The sequence below is a fragment of the Acinetobacter ihumii genome, from assembly GCF_900625095.1.
Classification (GTDB): Bacteria; Pseudomonadota; Gammaproteobacteria; order Pseudomonadales; family Moraxellaceae; genus Acinetobacter; species Acinetobacter ihumii.
Window position 1 is genome coordinate 1198329 of record NZ_LR130760.1, and the last position, 14134, is coordinate 1212462.

Annotated in this window: 15 protein-coding genes; 5 read left to right on the plus strand and 10 right to left on the minus strand. The window is 40.5% G+C overall.

Features of this window, described 5'->3' with window-relative positions; translation table 11 throughout:
* Window positions 1–46 precede the first annotated feature (46 nt).
* Window positions 47–511, plus strand: coding sequence for a peroxiredoxin (locus tag E0D95_RS05600; protein WP_130802967.1), 465 nt, complete (start codon window positions 47–49; stop codon window positions 509–511).
* Between the two features lie 78 nt (window positions 512–589).
* Here the strand turns inward: E0D95_RS05600 and E0D95_RS05605 are convergent, their stop codons facing one another.
* The gene (locus tag E0D95_RS05605) at window positions 590–1168 is read right to left on the minus strand and encodes a YceI family protein (protein ID WP_130802968.1); all 579 of its coding nucleotides are present in this window, start codon (window positions 1166–1168) and stop codon (window positions 590–592) included.
* 43 nt (window positions 1169–1211) lie between these two features.
* Window positions 1212–1778: a nicotinate-nicotinamide nucleotide adenylyltransferase gene (locus tag E0D95_RS05610; RefSeq protein ID WP_130802969.1), complete on the minus strand. Its 567-nt coding sequence runs from the start codon at window positions 1776–1778 to the stop codon at window positions 1212–1214.
* Window positions 1779–1879: 101 nt separating this feature from the next.
* Here E0D95_RS05610 and E0D95_RS05615 point away from each other — a divergent pair, with 101 nt between their 5' ends.
* Window positions 1880–2680 carry an enoyl-CoA hydratase-related protein gene (locus tag E0D95_RS05615; RefSeq protein WP_130802970.1) on the plus strand — a complete coding sequence of 267 codons (801 nt, stop codon included), beginning with the start codon at window positions 1880–1882 and terminating at the stop codon, window positions 2678–2680.
* Between the two features lie 174 nt (window positions 2681–2854).
* Window positions 2855–3640: a nitroreductase family protein gene (locus tag E0D95_RS05620; protein WP_130802971.1), complete on the plus strand. Its 786-nt coding sequence runs from the start codon at window positions 2855–2857 to the stop codon at window positions 3638–3640.
* Between the two features lie 2 nt (window positions 3641–3642).
* On the opposite strand, the gene E0D95_RS05625 is transcribed toward E0D95_RS05620, so the two are convergent.
* The 5 genes from E0D95_RS05625 to E0D95_RS05640 form a co-directional block, all read right to left on the minus strand.
* A complete protein-coding gene (locus E0D95_RS05625) occupies window positions 3643–3957 on the minus strand; it encodes a YqfO family protein (protein ID WP_130802972.1) in 315 nt (104 codons plus the stop codon).
* A gap of 61 nt (window positions 3958–4018) precedes the next feature.
* Window positions 4019–4135, minus strand: coding sequence for a KGW motif small protein (locus E0D95_RS15990; RefSeq protein WP_431830739.1), 117 nt, complete (start codon window positions 4133–4135; stop codon window positions 4019–4021).
* A 211-nt stretch (window positions 4136–4346) separates the two neighbouring features.
* Window positions 4347–8183, minus strand: a complete 3837-nt coding sequence (purL, locus tag E0D95_RS05630) for a phosphoribosylformylglycinamidine synthase (RefSeq protein ID WP_130802973.1) — start codon at window positions 8181–8183, stop codon at window positions 4347–4349.
* 218 nt (window positions 8184–8401) lie between these two features.
* Window positions 8402–8830: a GNAT family N-acetyltransferase gene (locus tag E0D95_RS05635; protein ID WP_130802974.1), complete on the minus strand. Its 429-nt coding sequence runs from the start codon at window positions 8828–8830 to the stop codon at window positions 8402–8404.
* 98 nt (window positions 8831–8928) lie between these two features.
* Window positions 8929–9351 (minus strand): OsmC family protein, encoded by a 423-nt coding sequence (locus E0D95_RS05640; protein WP_130802975.1) that lies wholly within the window; start codon window positions 9349–9351, stop codon window positions 8929–8931.
* A gap of 150 nt (window positions 9352–9501) precedes the next feature.
* Between E0D95_RS05640 and crp the strand changes: the two genes are divergently transcribed.
* Together crp and E0D95_RS05650 are read left to right on the plus strand one after the other, a co-directional pair.
* On the plus strand, window positions 9502–10209 hold the full coding sequence (crp, locus tag E0D95_RS05645) for a cAMP-activated global transcriptional regulator CRP (RefSeq protein ID WP_120368850.1): 708 nt from the start codon (window positions 9502–9504) through the stop codon (window positions 10207–10209).
* Window positions 10210–10357: 148 nt separating this feature from the next.
* On the plus strand, window positions 10358–11404 hold the full coding sequence (locus tag E0D95_RS05650) for an NADP(H)-dependent aldo-keto reductase (protein ID WP_130802976.1): 1047 nt from the start codon (window positions 10358–10360) through the stop codon (window positions 11402–11404).
* A 58-nt stretch (window positions 11405–11462) separates the two neighbouring features.
* Here E0D95_RS05650 and E0D95_RS05655 read toward each other — a convergent pair whose 3' ends face one another.
* The 3 genes from E0D95_RS05655 to E0D95_RS05665 all read right to left on the minus strand — a co-directional run bounded on the left by E0D95_RS05655 (window position 11463) and on the right by E0D95_RS05665 (window position 14075).
* Window positions 11463–12245, minus strand: coding sequence for a M48 family metallopeptidase (locus tag E0D95_RS05655; protein ID WP_130802977.1), 783 nt, complete (start codon window positions 12243–12245; stop codon window positions 11463–11465).
* Window positions 12246–12351: 106 nt separating this feature from the next.
* Entirely contained in the window at window positions 12352–12663 is a 312-nt protein-coding gene (locus E0D95_RS05660) for a hypothetical protein (RefSeq protein WP_130802978.1), read from the minus strand.
* 92 nt (window positions 12664–12755) lie between these two features.
* Window positions 12756–14075: an adenylosuccinate synthase gene (locus tag E0D95_RS05665; protein WP_130802979.1), complete on the minus strand. Its 1320-nt coding sequence runs from the start codon at window positions 14073–14075 to the stop codon at window positions 12756–12758.
* Between the last annotated feature and the right edge of the window lie 59 nt (window positions 14076–14134).

Here is a 14134-nt window from a genome sequence, read left to right on the forward strand (position 1 = left end):
TAAGCGAGCCACTTTATGTGGCTTGTTTTTTCTGGAGAGAAAATAAATGAGCAGCGAGAATATTTCATTACCGAATCAATCTTTCCCTGCAACACATGGAGAGATCAATCTAACGGAACTTACTTCCCCTTGGTTAATTATTTATTTTTACCCCAAAGATTCCACACCAGGCTGTACTACACAGGCCGTTGGTTTTTCTTGTTTGAAAGATCAATTTGATGACTTAGATGCAAGTATTATTGGTATATCTCGTGATTCAGTCAAAGCGCACCAAAACTTTACCGAAAAACAATCTTTGAGTATTGAATTAATCAGTGATAAAGATGAAATGTTGTGCCAACATTTTGATGTGATTAAAGAAAAAAACATGTATGGCAAAAAAGTCATGGGCATTGAACGCTCAACTTTTATTTTCCACAATCAACAACTGGTTAAAAGTTATCGCAAAGTCAAAGCCGCAGGTCATGCAGAACAGGTTTTAGAAGATTTAAAAATGTTACAACAGTCGTGATGCTTTTAGACAAAGATGTAGCTTGGAGTATTTTAATGAAAGCTACATCTTGATTTAACTCAGAAAGATCAAACAAGATTAAGGCTTTATTTTCCATTGACCGTTAATCTGAATATTAACTTTTTCAGCCATCCCATCCGATGCCTTTTTCATTCCAAAATCGCTAAGATCGACGCTGCTGCTAGAAGCAATATTCATCAAATTAGCAGTCTTGGGAACAGGTTGGAGAGTCGTATCGAAGACAGCAGGACGTGTTACACCTCGAATGGTTAATTGTCCCAAAATTTGATATTGATGATTTCCTAATGATTTGAATTGATCACTTTTAAAGCTCACCGTTTTATATTGAGCCGCATAAAATAAATCCTTACCCAACAGCATATTCTTTATAGACGGTTGATTAAGACTGAGGCTATCTACATTTAAAATAAACCGTGACGACGCTTGCTGTGGTGAATTTACATCAAAATACATGATTGCATGAACACTATTAAATTTTGCTTTGATAGTCGACATATTGGCTGAGTCAATATGCAATCCAACATAACTTGTTGGTGTTAATACCCAATTGGTTGCATAGCTCTGAGTTATAGTCAGGCAGATTAAGCCAGTTAAGCAAAGAAACTTTCTTCGCAATTGATGTATAGCCAAAGTCATTGCAAGCCCCCAAATAAGAATACAGATTACTTCCTGTAATTCACTATTTCAGATTCGACTTGTCATTTAATACGTACTTATTTTGCAGTTCCTGATATATCGGATTTTTTTGGAAGGCTTGTAAAAAATCAATTGTACCTTGTGGAAAAGCCTGTGCTTGAATTTCACCACGATAATATGCTTCTCGGACTGGCGTTGCAGACAGGGAAGATTTCAAACTTTCTAACTCGACCATGGTCCATTCAGGAAAAAGCTTTAAGTAATAAGAAGATTCATCTTTAAAATGCCCAATCAAGCCAATTTTTGCATGAGGTGGTGTGATCTGATTCACTAAGGTTTTAACTTGATGTACCCATTTTTCATCATCATAAACATCCACAATATGTACAAAATGAATCCGTTTTTGCTCATCTTCTGAAAAATTAGATAAGATCATTGCTTCACGTTCTAAGGCCAGAAAAGGATTTTTAATATTACGTTCTGGCTGTGCAGACCCTAAAGCCAAGATGACGTTCTGACTTTGTTGTAAGGCAATTTCAACGGTTTGCATGTGCGCAAGATGAAAAGGCTGAAAACGCCCAATGAAAACGAGATAATCAAATGTATACATAAACCAACTTCATTTTTTATGAACTCACCAGTAGTCATTTACAATTCATTTTACGACATAATGGCAAACATAAACCCAAGATTGAAAGCAAGGATAGTACGATGACACTTCGCTGTATTCAACAACCGCATCAACATTTAAATGCAAAATTAGAAAATGGCATTCTGACGCTTGCCATTAACCGCCCTGAAGCCAAAAATGCGTTGTATGGTGAACTGTATTTATGGATTGCCCAAGCTCTGGATGAAGCTGATCAGTCCAGTCAGGTTCGTGTGGTGATTTTACGTGGTGCTGATGCCGACTTTTCAGCGGGTAATGATATGAAAGATTTCATGTCATTTATTCAAAAACCTCATGAAGGTAAAGCTGGTGATCAACCGCCATTTGTATTACTTAAATCTGCTGCCAAACTTTCAAAACCACTTATTGTTGCCATTAAAGGTGTTGCGATTGGTATTGGAGTCACGATTTTATTACATGCTGATATTGTTTATGCAGACCAAACTGCCCTGTTTCAGATTCCATTTGTCAGCCTAGGCTTATCTCCTGAAGGTGCTGCCAGTCGTTTATTGGTCAAACAGGCAGGTTACCATCGTGCCGCAGAGCTTTTGTTTACAGCCAAGAAATTTAATGCAGAAGTTGCTGAAAAAGCAGGTCTGGTTAATCAAATCAGTGATGATGTATATACACTGGCTGAACAGACAGCCCAACAATTGGCTGCTTTACCGCTTGCATCCATTAAGCAATCTAAGGCATTAATGAAGCAAGACCTTGCCGAGATTGTACAATGTGTTGATGATGAAGCCGAAATTTTCATGCAACGTGTACGTTCGCCTGAAATGAAAGAAGCAGTTCAAGCTTTTATGGAAAAACGTAAGCCTGATTTTTCTCAGTTTGATTAAAACCCTATTTACCAATCGTAAACTGGCTAAAAAACATCCTGAGCATAAAATACTGCATCTGAATACAAGTGGATGACACGCATTTTATCTCAGGAACTGCACTTTTTTACCAGCATAAAAGCATCGAGTGATATCCTCACTTATGATCTTTAATTATTAAATATTTGAACAGTTATGACCAATTCAGAAAAACCTTCTCAAAACTCTTCACAAGGTTCCGAAAAAAAACGCTATTTTGAGCCTGCCCCACAAGATATAGATGTCGACAATTTTCGTAAAGTGGTTGAAAGCCGTCGCTCTGTACGTAAATTTACCGATAAAGTCATTCCAGCAGAAGTGCTTGATGCTTGTTTAGACTTGGCATTACTTGCGCCCAATTCGTCTAATTTACAGCCTTGGACGTTTTATGTAGTACAAAATCCCACCAAGAAAAAACAATTGGTGAAAGCCTGTTTAGGTCAACTTGCAGCAAAAACTGCGGCAGAACTGATTGTTTGTGTAGCACGAACCGATCGTGTCGATGAAATGGCGAAAAAGAATATCAGCGAGTTTCCATTTCCTGAAGCACCCGAAATGGTCAAAAAATATTATCGCTTTATTCCTTATAATTACAAAACAGGTTATTTCAATGCGCTCGGCAACTTTAAAAAGGTTGCTTTTAAAGTGGCGCGAACGTTAGATAAACAACTGCCTGTGACCGCATTTAACCCTGCCGATGCACAGCTTTGGGCGAGTAAAACCACCGCTTTGGCCTGTGAAAATCTGGTCCTTTCATTGCGTGCTTATGGTTTTGATAGTTGCATGATGGAAGGCTTTGATGAGCCAATGGTACGTAAAATCTTAAAACTGAATGACCAGCAATTTCCGATTATGGTGATAGGTGCTGGTGAACGTGCTGAAGATGGTGTATTTTTCCCGCAATATCGTTTTGACCGCAATTTATTTATTCAAAAAGTTTAATTTTATTGAATATCTAATATTTGCATAAATTCAAAGGCAGGCTCTTCGTAAGGATGGCTTGCCTTTAATGCTTTTGCGACAGCGCTAGCTTTTTCTTCTGGAACGATGGTTTCGACACGCCATTCTTCAAGTTGTTCTAACTCATCCAGTTGCCCTAAAAAAGGTTTAGCTCCTTGAATTGGCTTAAACTGCCCTATTCCTTTCACTTGCCATGCACAGTGTTGATAGTTGCCAATACCCCCTGCTCCAGCTTCAAAAATAGCAAGTTTAGTCGATTCCAAATGAGATTCTGGTACGTAATAAATCAGTTTTAGCATAATCAATATGTTGTTAGATGCTTAAAAACATATTACCGAATAATCTTGAGTAGTGAAGCCATTATGACTGTAAAACTAGATAATTGCCTAACATCCATAATAATTCTGCTGTCACGACTGCACCGAACCACATCCACCCCTTACGTTTTCGTGATATATCTTGCCCATTATTTTTCATACTGTTTCTCCAATGTAAGATTGGTAATGAATGATTAAAATAAAAGCAAAATTTGTACCAATCCAAACTGGCTCAAGATTTATAAAACCAAACAATTTTTCATCAACAATATTTGAGAATGGGAAAAACTTTTTTAATCATCATCAACCCAATAAAAAACCACCTTTGATTAACTTAATCAAAGGTGGTGATGTTTAATCGTTAATTGTAATTAACCAATAAACTTACGTGCGTTACGGAACATACGCAACCATGCACCATCTTCAGTCCAGTCTTCCGGTTTCCATGAATGCTGTAAAGCACGGAAATTACGCTCTGGATGCGGCATCATAATCGTAGCTCGACCATCTTTCGAAGTCACGCCCGTAATCGCTTCTGGTGAACCGTTTGGATTCAGTGGGTAATGTTGCGTCGGCTGACCTGAACTATCAACATAACGCAAAGTCACCTGATCATTGCTATTTAAGCTTGCCAAGTATTCATTGCTAGCAACCACACGACCTTCACCATGTGCGACGGCGATTGGTAAAATCGAACCCTGCATATCTTGCAGCAATACCGATACCGATTTTTCTACACGTACATTGACCGCACGAGCTTCAAACACTTCTGATACGTTACGATGGAAACGTGGCCAGTTGTCTGCACCCGGAATCAATGGCGCAAGTTGTGAAAGCATTTGGCAACCATTACAAATACCCAAGCTAAAAGTACTGTCACGATTAAAGAAGCTTTCAAATTGATCGCGTAATTTTGGATTAAATAGCACTGACTTTGCCCAGCCACCACCTGCACCCAACACATCACCATAAGAGAAACCACCACAAGCCACAAGACCTTCAAAATCTTGAAGATCAACACGACCTGCTAGTAAGTCACTCATATGCACATCAACAGTGTTGAAACCGACTTTGTCAAAGGCCGCTGCCATTTCAACATGACCATTAACCCCTTGTTCACGCAAAATCACCATATTTGGGCGGCGTGTTGCAATAAATGGCGCTTCTACAGGTTCGTTCAAATCATAAGTCGCTTGTGCAATTAAACCTTGATGATTTTGATCTGCGATTAAAGCAAATTCCTGATCTGCTGTTTCAACGTTGTCACGTAAACGCTGGATCTGATGAGACACTTCTGCCCATGCCTGTTGTAATTCAGCACGTGCCAAAGTTAAACCATTCACAGTCAATTGGTCTGTAGTATTGACACGTCCAACCAAGCTAATCGCATCTTTTAAGTTTGAGCTTTCAATTTCAGCTTGTAAAGTATCCCAATCAGCAGCTTTAAGTTGTAAAACTGCACCAATTTCTTCTGCAAACAAACTTTCAATGCTTTGTGGCTCTAAAGCAACACCCAAACGTGCTGCAAACATCATTTCAGCAACAGTGGCTAATAAACCACCATCACCGATGTCATGATAGGCCTGAACCAAGCCGCGATTGTTCCAGTCTTGAACTAGATTGAAGAAATCTTTTAGATCTTCAAAGCTATCCACATCTGGCGTGATTGTACCCATCGCTTTATACACTTGGGTTAAAATCGATGCACCAATACGGAATTTGCCTTTAGACAAATCAATACGGACTAAAACTGAATCTTGAAGCTGTTTAAGCTCAGGTGTCAGCGTTTTACGCACATCACTCACAGGCGCAAATGCAGTAATGACTCCTGACATTGGCGATGTAACGGCCTTATCAACACCTTCATCATTCCAAGTGGTACGCATTGAAAGTGAATCTTTACCGACTGGAATCGCAATACCCAATGCTGGACACATTTCCATCCCAATGGCTTTTACACCCTCAAATAAGGCTTGATCTTCACCTTGTTGACCTGCTGCTGCCATCCAGTTTGCAGACAGTTTGATGTCGCCCAATTGCTCAATATTGGCTGAGGCAATATTGGTAATGGCTTCGGCAACCGCTAAACGCGCAGAAGCCGCAGGGTTGAGCAATGCTACAGGTGGACGTTCACCCATTGCCATCGCTTCACCTGTATAACCTTGTAAGCTAGTCGTGGTGACTGCCGCATCTGCCACAGGAACCTGCCAACGCCCGACCATTTGATCACGTGCCACCATCCCTGTAATTGAACGGTCGCCAATGGTGATCAAAAATGATTTTGATGCGACAGTTGGATTTTTCAACACACGGAAAATCGCATCTTTGAGATCGATGCTTGAGGTATCAAATTCATTGCCTTGACGTTCAATCGTTTCATACGAACGCTGCATACGTGGCGTACCACCGAGCATGACTTGCATTGGAATATCCACTGCATTGTCATGGAACAATGGATCTTCAACCGTCAAATGACGCGCTTCGGTTGCTTCACCCAAAACGGCGAATGGACAACGCTCACGCGCACAGATTTCTTCAAACAATTCTAAAGATTCTGGACGAATCGCAAGTACATAACGCTCTTGTGCTTCATTTGACCAGATTTCCATTGGGCTCATGCCACGTTCAAGTGAAGGAATCTTACGTAGATTTAGAATCGCACCTAACTCATGGTCATTCACTAGTTCAGGCATGGCATTGGATAAACCACCCGCACCGACATCATGGACTGAAACGATTGGGTTAAAATCTTCCATGCGCCAGCAACTATCAATGACTTCCTGACAACGGCGTTCCATTTCAGGGTTTTCACGCTGTACTGAAGCAAAATCAAGGTTTTCGCCCATGGTTCCGCTATCTACAGAAGACGCAGCACCACCACCCAAACCGATCAACATGGCTGGACCACCGAGTACAATCAGTAAATCACCCGGTTGAATCGCATCTTTTTCTACATGGTCAGGGCGAATGTTGCCATAACCGCCTGCAATCATAATTGGCTTATGAAAACCTTTGACTTCACCATTGACGTTTTGTTCAAAGGTACGGAAATAACCATTTAAGTTTGGACGACCAAATTCGTTATTAAATGCTGCACCACCTAATGGCCCTTCAATCATGATTTGTAATGGCGATGCCATACGTGAAGGTTTACCGTAGTTGTCTTCCCACGGCTGCTCAAAACCTGGAATATTCAGGTTAGATACAGTAAAGCCCGTTAAACCTGCTTTGGGTTTACCACCACGACCTGTTGCACCTTCATCACGGATTTCACCACCCGAACCTGTTGCAGCACCTGCAAATGGAGAAATTGCAGTCGGATGATTATGGGTTTCCACCTTCATCAAGATATGCGCGGCTTGGCTCTTATACTTATAAACAAAATGCCCAGTTTCGTTGTCTTTTTTTGGATAAAAACGCTGCGTGTCATAACCCACGATCACCGATGCATTGTCTTTATAGGCTGACAACACTTCATCTGGCGACTCTTTATAGGTATTTTTAATCATCTGGAACAACGATAATGGCTGTTTTTCACCATCAATGGTCCATTCTGAACCAAAGATTTTATGACGACAATGTTCAGAGTTCGCCTGTGCAAACATCATCAATTCGATATCGTTTGGATTACGCCCCAAATCGGTAAAGGCTTGAGTTAAATAGTCAATTTCTTGGTCAGACAAGGCAAAACCAAATTCATTATTGGCTTTGACTAGAGCTTGTTTTCCCTCACCTAAAATATCAATCGAGTTTAATGGCTTAGGTGCTGTTTCTAAAAATAGACGATGTGCATCTTCAATCTGGCTAAACACGGTTTCAGTCATGCGGTCATGCAACACTTGCTTAACTTCATTGCTGAGTTGGGACACACCTTTTAATGTATATAAAATACCGCGTTCCAAACGATGCACTGGCGTATTACAGTTTTTAAAGATATCTGTTGCTTTAGATGACCATGGAGAAATGGTTCCAATACGTGGTGTCACCAAGACTTGTATTTCATCATTGGTCACTTGGCGTAATTCAAACGATGTACCATCATTTAAAAGTTGCAATGCAGATTGATGCTGTTGCTCGTCGAGCGCTTGATCAAACAGGTAAATCCATTGACTGTCAAAGGTTTGGACAGAACTGATTGAAGATAAACGTGTTAATAGTTGAGCTTTCTTGAATGAAGAATGTGCTGGTGCACCGGCCACGATAAACATGTTGATTTTGGCTCCACGGGCAAGTCTTTTGAACTTTACCGCAATGTGACTTTAGAGAGAGCGCATATTCTACTGTGAAAAGGCAAAATCAGCTAGATGGAGAGCATGGATTTCTCTTATCTTATTCGCGAAAACGATCTTTATCGTAAATGCTCAAAATATATCCATCTCGTTTTAGACTAAATGTTCTGAACTCATCTTCTTAAAGATGAGTTTATTTATTTTAAAAACTTACGAAAATATTTCGGCGAGTCTTCATAATCTTGTGCAAGATAAAACTGATGTGCCTGCTTCCGATGATCACTCGAATGTAACTCTAAACGATCACAACCCCGCTCTTTTGCAATATCTTCTGCATATGCCAATAGAGTTTGACCCACTTTTTGACCTCTCAACTTTTCATCCACGCATAAATAAGCTATACGTGCAAAATCGCCTTGTAGCGCCAACTGAGGAATCATGCTCAATGACAGAAATCCAGCAATCTGCTGCTGATACTCAGCGACCAGAATATATTGATCATGATTTTGATCAAATTCTGAAATTTTCTTTTCGATTGAAGCGACATCCTGATCATATCCTAACTGTGCCAATAAAGACTTGATGACGGGTGCATCCTTGAGGTGTGCTTTTCGTACAATAACCATCGGAATTTCTCAATATTTCATATATAGGTAAAGTTGCTCAATCCCATAAAAAAAAGCTGACTTATGCCAGCTTTAAATTTCATTATTCAGCGACAGGATCAAGCTGCTTCAATAATTTCAAAATCATGGGTAATTTCAACACCACCATCGGAAAGCATTTTACTGGCTGAACAATATTTCTCTGCTGAAAGCTCAACAGCCTTGGCAACCTGTTTTTCTTTCACAGCAGTTCCAGTCACTACAAAATGTAAATGAATTTTGGTAAAAACAGCAGGTATCGCATCGGCACGTTCTGCTTTTAACTCACATACAACACCCGTCACATCCTGACGTGCTTTCTTTAAAATGGTCACAATATCAAACGAAGCACACCCACCAAGTCCCATTAAAATCAACTCCATAGGACGTGGTCCACGGTTTTCACCGCCATATGCGGCAGAGCCATCCATTACCACTTGATGACCACTTTCAGATTTCGCTTCAAAAGCAACATTCTCTAGCCAATGAACACTTGTTTGCATTGCAACTACCCAAAAAAAATTATAAATTTACAGAGTTCTTGTACACTAGCATAAAATGAGTTGATAAGGAATTTCATCTCTTGTGTGTGAATACGCTCATTTAGGTCTTGTGCGATCTTTTTTTATTTATCCTAATTGGAAAACTTAAGCATGACGTCAAATTTTTCACAACTTAGCACTGATGCTTTGTCTCCAGGTCAATTACCCGAGTCAGTCAAAGCACTGTTAAAACGTGCACATATTAATCGCTATCCAAAACGCACGACGATTGTTGACGCAGGAACTGAATCAAAGTCGCTTTACCTGATTTTGAAGGGTTCTGTTTCAATTATTTTACGTGAAGATGATGAACGTGAAATTGTGGTTGCTTATTTAAATCCTGGGGACTTTTTTGGGGAAATGGGTCTCTTTGAAGCAAATCCACAACGTACGGCAGAAGTACGTACTCGTGATGTCTGTGAAATTGCTGAAATTTCATATGACAATTTCCATGAACTCAGTAAGCAATATCCCGATTTAAGCTATGCCGTATTTGCTCAATTGGTACGTCGCCTGAAAAATACGACACGTAAAGTCACCGATTTAGCTTTTATTGATGTATCTGGTCGTATTGCGCGCTGCCTGATCGACTTATCTGCTCAACCAGAAGCCATGATTTTACCTAATGGACGTCAGATCCGTATTACTCGTCAAGAGATTGGGCGTATCGTAGGTTGTTCGCGTGAAATGGTTGGCCGAGTTCTAAAAACGCTTGAAGAACAAGGCATGATTGAAACAGATGGAAAAGCAATTCTGATTTTTGATGCATCATTGGAAGAGAATTCTTTAAATGATACCGATTTCGATGACGAAGAATAAGATATCTGTTTATCTGATAAGAAAAGCAAACTTAATCGTTTGCTTTTTTTTATGAAAAATATTTAAAGTACAAAAACATACACACAGCTTAAAGCAAATCATTTAAGTTCAAAAATGACACTTTTCAATCAAATTTAAGGATCAGGTTATGCAATATCATGCATTGGGCGATTCAGGTCTTCAGGTTCCTGAAATTTGTTTAGGCACCATGACCTTTGGTGAACAAAACTCTCAACCAGAAGCTTTTGAGCAATTGAACTATGCGCTTGAAAATGGTTTGTATTTCTGGGATACCGCAGAAATGTATTCGGTTCCACCCAAACCTGAAACCTATGGCGCAACAGAAACTATTATCGGGAATTGGTTTGCACAACATGCTGGGCGTGACCAAGTTTTTTTAGCCTCTAAAATTGCAGGGCCGGGTTTTGGCGGCAGTCATATCCGTGAAGGCAAAACTCAATTTGGCCAACATATTGAACAAGCTCTCGATGGCTCTTTGAAGCGCTTACAGACCGATTATATTGATCTATACCAACTCCACTGGCCAGAACGTCATACCAACTTCTTTGGTAGTTTAGGTTTCGCCAATGCAGAGGCTGCTACAGATTATGAAATTGAAGCCATGCAACACACCTTATTGGCTTTACAAAAGGAAATTGATCGTGGACGCATCCGTCATATTGGTCTATCCAATGAAACACCATGGGGAACCATGAAGTTTCTTCAACTTGCTGAAAAACTGGGCGTCGATAAATTCGTCAGTGTGCAAAACCCTTATAGTCTCTTAAATCGAACCTATGAAATTGGCATGTCTGAAATTGCAAAGTTTGAAGGTGTTGGACTGCTTGCCTATTCACCGTTGGCTTTTGGCTATTTAACAGGTAAATTTCGTCACGGGGCACGTCCAGCCAATGCTCGGGTAACGTTGTTTTCACGGTTTACCCGCTACAGTAATCCGCAAAGCGAATGGGCAACCGAACAATATGCGCAATTGGCTGAAAAGCATGGTTTGACTCTAACCCAAATGGCACTGGCTTTCATCAAACAACAATTCTTTGTCAGTAGTACTATTATTGGGGCGACCAATCTGGACCAGTTAAAAGAAAATATTCAGGCTTTCGACATTACGCTGGATGAGGCAGTGTTAAAAGGGATAGAAGATATTCATACCCAACAACCCAACCCTGCACCTTAAAAAATAAAAATAGGATGCCATTAGGCGTCCTATTTTCTGTCTCTAACCTTGAATAAAATTAACGGCGATTATTATAGACCGCCATGGCGGCTGGCAGATTTTTGCGCATATCATTAATGCGTTGTGCATTTGAAGGGTGTGTTGATAAGAATGATGGTCCTGCACCTGCTCCATCTAATTTATTCATTTTTTCCCAAAGGCTAATCGCAGCCTGTGGATTATAACCCGCTTTTGCCATGATCATTAAACCGCCAAAGTCGGCGCGACTTTCCAGATTACGAGAGTACGGCAAACCCACACCCACTTGACTGCCTAAATCCAATGCAGCAGAGCCTAATTGCCCGATGCTATCACCTGCATAAGCTTTACCAATATTGAGTGCCAAACCTGTCAGTGCTTCTGCACCGATCTTACTTTTTGCATGCTCTTCAAGTGCATGCGTCATTTCATGTCCCATTACCGCCGCAATTTCAGCATCACTCAGGTTGAGCTTATTGACAATCCCGGTATAAAACACAACCTTACCGCCGGGAGCAACATAGGCATTGACCGTATCCGATTTAATTACAGCCAATTGCCACTGAAACGGTTGACCAGTCTGGTTCATCTGATTTGCATACGGTATTAAACGTTGCATCACTGTATTAATTCTACGATAAGTCGTAGACGATGTATCAAGTTGTCTTTTTTGCCGTGCTTCTGCTGTCATCTTGCTAAAGCCTTGAGCGGCTGTGGCGTTCAGTGTTGCAGAATCGGCCCCTGCCATATCAGCAAATGTTGTACAACCGCCAAGTGTCATCATTGTTGCGGTTAAAAAACTTATCACTATTTTTTTATTCATCAAAACTACTCCTCTCAGGGCAAAACGACTTAACTCACTGTTTTGACGTGCATTATAGATAAATGTTGGAACTGCGTTATATAAATATCATTACATTTGTGTAATTCTACCTAAAAATAAATAAAATCCATGAAATTAAACAAATGATATTCACAATAAAATAGAAACGTAACAAGGGCTTAACTTTGTCTTCAAGATTTGAATCATTCCGTTTGAATAGCAAATATGCATTTTGCAGCAAGATCAAGGGCACAATTACACAGGCAATGATAACGGTCAAACCCATAAAAGCCGCCATAAATAAATGCGGATCCTGAGTCTGTAAAGCAATAATCCACATCGCAATCGTGGGTGCACCACCAATTGCAAATAAGAGAGAATAAAAAATCGTTTGTGCAATTTGAGGTTGAAGCTTCATGCCGAACAGGATTTCCCTTTTGTATAAAATCAATTTGATCATAAAAGAAAAGCACCTAAATAGGTGCTTTCTTTAGTCGTAAAAACGATGGATTATGCTGAAAATGGATGACGTAACACAATAGTTTCAGCACGATCTGGTCCGGTTGAAATAATATCAATTGGACATTCAATCAATTGCTCAATACGCTTCACATAAGCCAAAGCATTTGCTGGAAGTTGATCAACACTGGTCAATCCTACTGTTGAATCAGACCAACCTGGCATGGTTTCATAAATTGGTTTTAAACTTTCAAATGAAATCGCATCAGAAGAACCCACACAACCTGAATCGGTATTTTCGTAACCGACACAGATTTTGACTTCTTCCAAACCGTCCAATACGTCAAGTTTGGTCAAGCAAATACCAGACAATGAGTTAACATCAACGGAACGGCGTAGAATTTCAGCATCAAACCAGCCACAACGACGCTGACGGCCAGTCGAAGCACCAAACTCATGCCCTACTGTACCCAAATGACGACCAATCGCGTCACCTGTATCCGTTGCCGCATCATAATGCAATTCGGTTGGGAAAGGACCTGCACCTACACGAGTGGTATAAGCTTTGGTAATGCCTAATACATAATCTAAATGTAATGGACCCATACCTGAACCCGAACTTACACCACCCGCAGTAGTGTTTGAGCTGGTCACAAATGGATAAGTACCATGATCGATGTCAAGTAAAGACCCTTGCGCACCTTCAAACATGATGGCTTTACCATCTTTACGATAGTCATGCAAAACTTGAGTGACATCAACAATTAATGGAGCCAAAACTTCACGCCATTGATTACACAGTGCCAAAACATCTTCAAATTTAACCGCGTCTACACCGTAAAATTGAGTCAATTGAAAGTTATGTAGCTCAAGCATTTCCTGAAGTTTTTCTTCAAGTGCAGCACCACCACGAACCAAGTCCGCCACACGTACCGCACGGCGAGCTACTTTGTCTTCATACGCTGGGCCAATACCACGACCAGTTGTGCCAATTTTGGCATTGCCACGTTTTTTCTCACGCGCCTGATCCAGTGCAATATGGTTTGGCAAAATCAAAGGACAGTTTGGAGAAATACGTAAACGTTCTTTGACTGGAACGCCTTCTTTTTCCAAAATATCCATTTCTTCAATGAGAGCAGCTGGAGACAGCACCACACCATTCCCAATTAAGCACAATACGTTATCACGTAAAATACCTGATGGAATGAGGTGTAAAACAGTCTTCTTTCCACCTACGACAAGAGTATGACCTGCATTGTGTCCGCCTTGATAACGAACTACAGCTGCCGCCTGATCTGTGAGCAGGTCGACGATTTTACCTTTACCTTCGTCGCCCCATTGGGTACCAAGTACCACAACATTTTTGCCCATAATAGCCTCATTACATCATGCTGTTAAAATTGAACGTTTATTTGCTGCGCATGTCTGAC

Coding starts and splice junctions, on each gene's coding strand:
- E0D95_RS05625 (WP_130802972.1), bottom strand. CDS start 3,957: ATGCTAAAACTGATTTATTACGTACCAGAATCTCATTTGGAATCGACT.
- E0D95_RS05655 (WP_130802977.1), bottom strand. CDS start 12,245: ATGAATAAAAAAATAGTGATAAGTTTTTTAACCGCAACAATGATGACA.
- E0D95_RS05600 (WP_130802967.1), top strand. CDS start 47: ATGAGCAGCGAGAATATTTCATTACCGAATCAATCTTTCCCTGCAACA.
- E0D95_RS05635 (WP_130802974.1), bottom strand. CDS start 8,830: ATGGTTATTGTACGAAAAGCACACCTCAAGGATGCACCCGTCATCAAG.
- E0D95_RS05650 (WP_130802976.1), top strand. CDS start 10,358: ATGCAATATCATGCATTGGGCGATTCAGGTCTTCAGGTTCCTGAAATT.
- E0D95_RS05610 (WP_130802969.1), bottom strand. CDS start 1,778: ATGTATACATTTGATTATCTCGTTTTCATTGGGCGTTTTCAGCCTTTT.
- E0D95_RS05660 (WP_130802978.1), bottom strand. CDS start 12,663: ATGAAGCTTCAACCTCAAATTGCACAAACGATTTTTTATTCTCTCTTA.
- E0D95_RS05640 (WP_130802975.1), bottom strand. CDS start 9,351: ATGCAAACAAGTGTTCATTGGCTAGAGAATGTTGCTTTTGAAGCGAAA.
- E0D95_RS05605 (WP_130802968.1), bottom strand. CDS start 1,168: ATGACTTTGGCTATACATCAATTGCGAAGAAAGTTTCTTTGCTTAACT.
- E0D95_RS05665 (WP_130802979.1), bottom strand. CDS start 14,075: ATGGGCAAAAATGTTGTGGTACTTGGTACCCAATGGGGCGACGAAGGT.
- E0D95_RS05615 (WP_130802970.1), top strand. CDS start 1,880: ATGACACTTCGCTGTATTCAACAACCGCATCAACATTTAAATGCAAAA.
- purL (WP_130802973.1), bottom strand. CDS start 8,183: ATGTTTATCGTGGCCGGTGCACCAGCACATTCTTCATTCAAGAAAGCT.
- E0D95_RS05620 (WP_130802971.1), top strand. CDS start 2,855: ATGACCAATTCAGAAAAACCTTCTCAAAACTCTTCACAAGGTTCCGAA.
- crp (WP_120368850.1), top strand. CDS start 9,502: ATGACGTCAAATTTTTCACAACTTAGCACTGATGCTTTGTCTCCAGGT.
- E0D95_RS15990 (WP_431830739.1), bottom strand. CDS start 4,135: ATGAAAAATAATGGGCAAGATATATCACGAAAACGTAAGGGGTGGATG.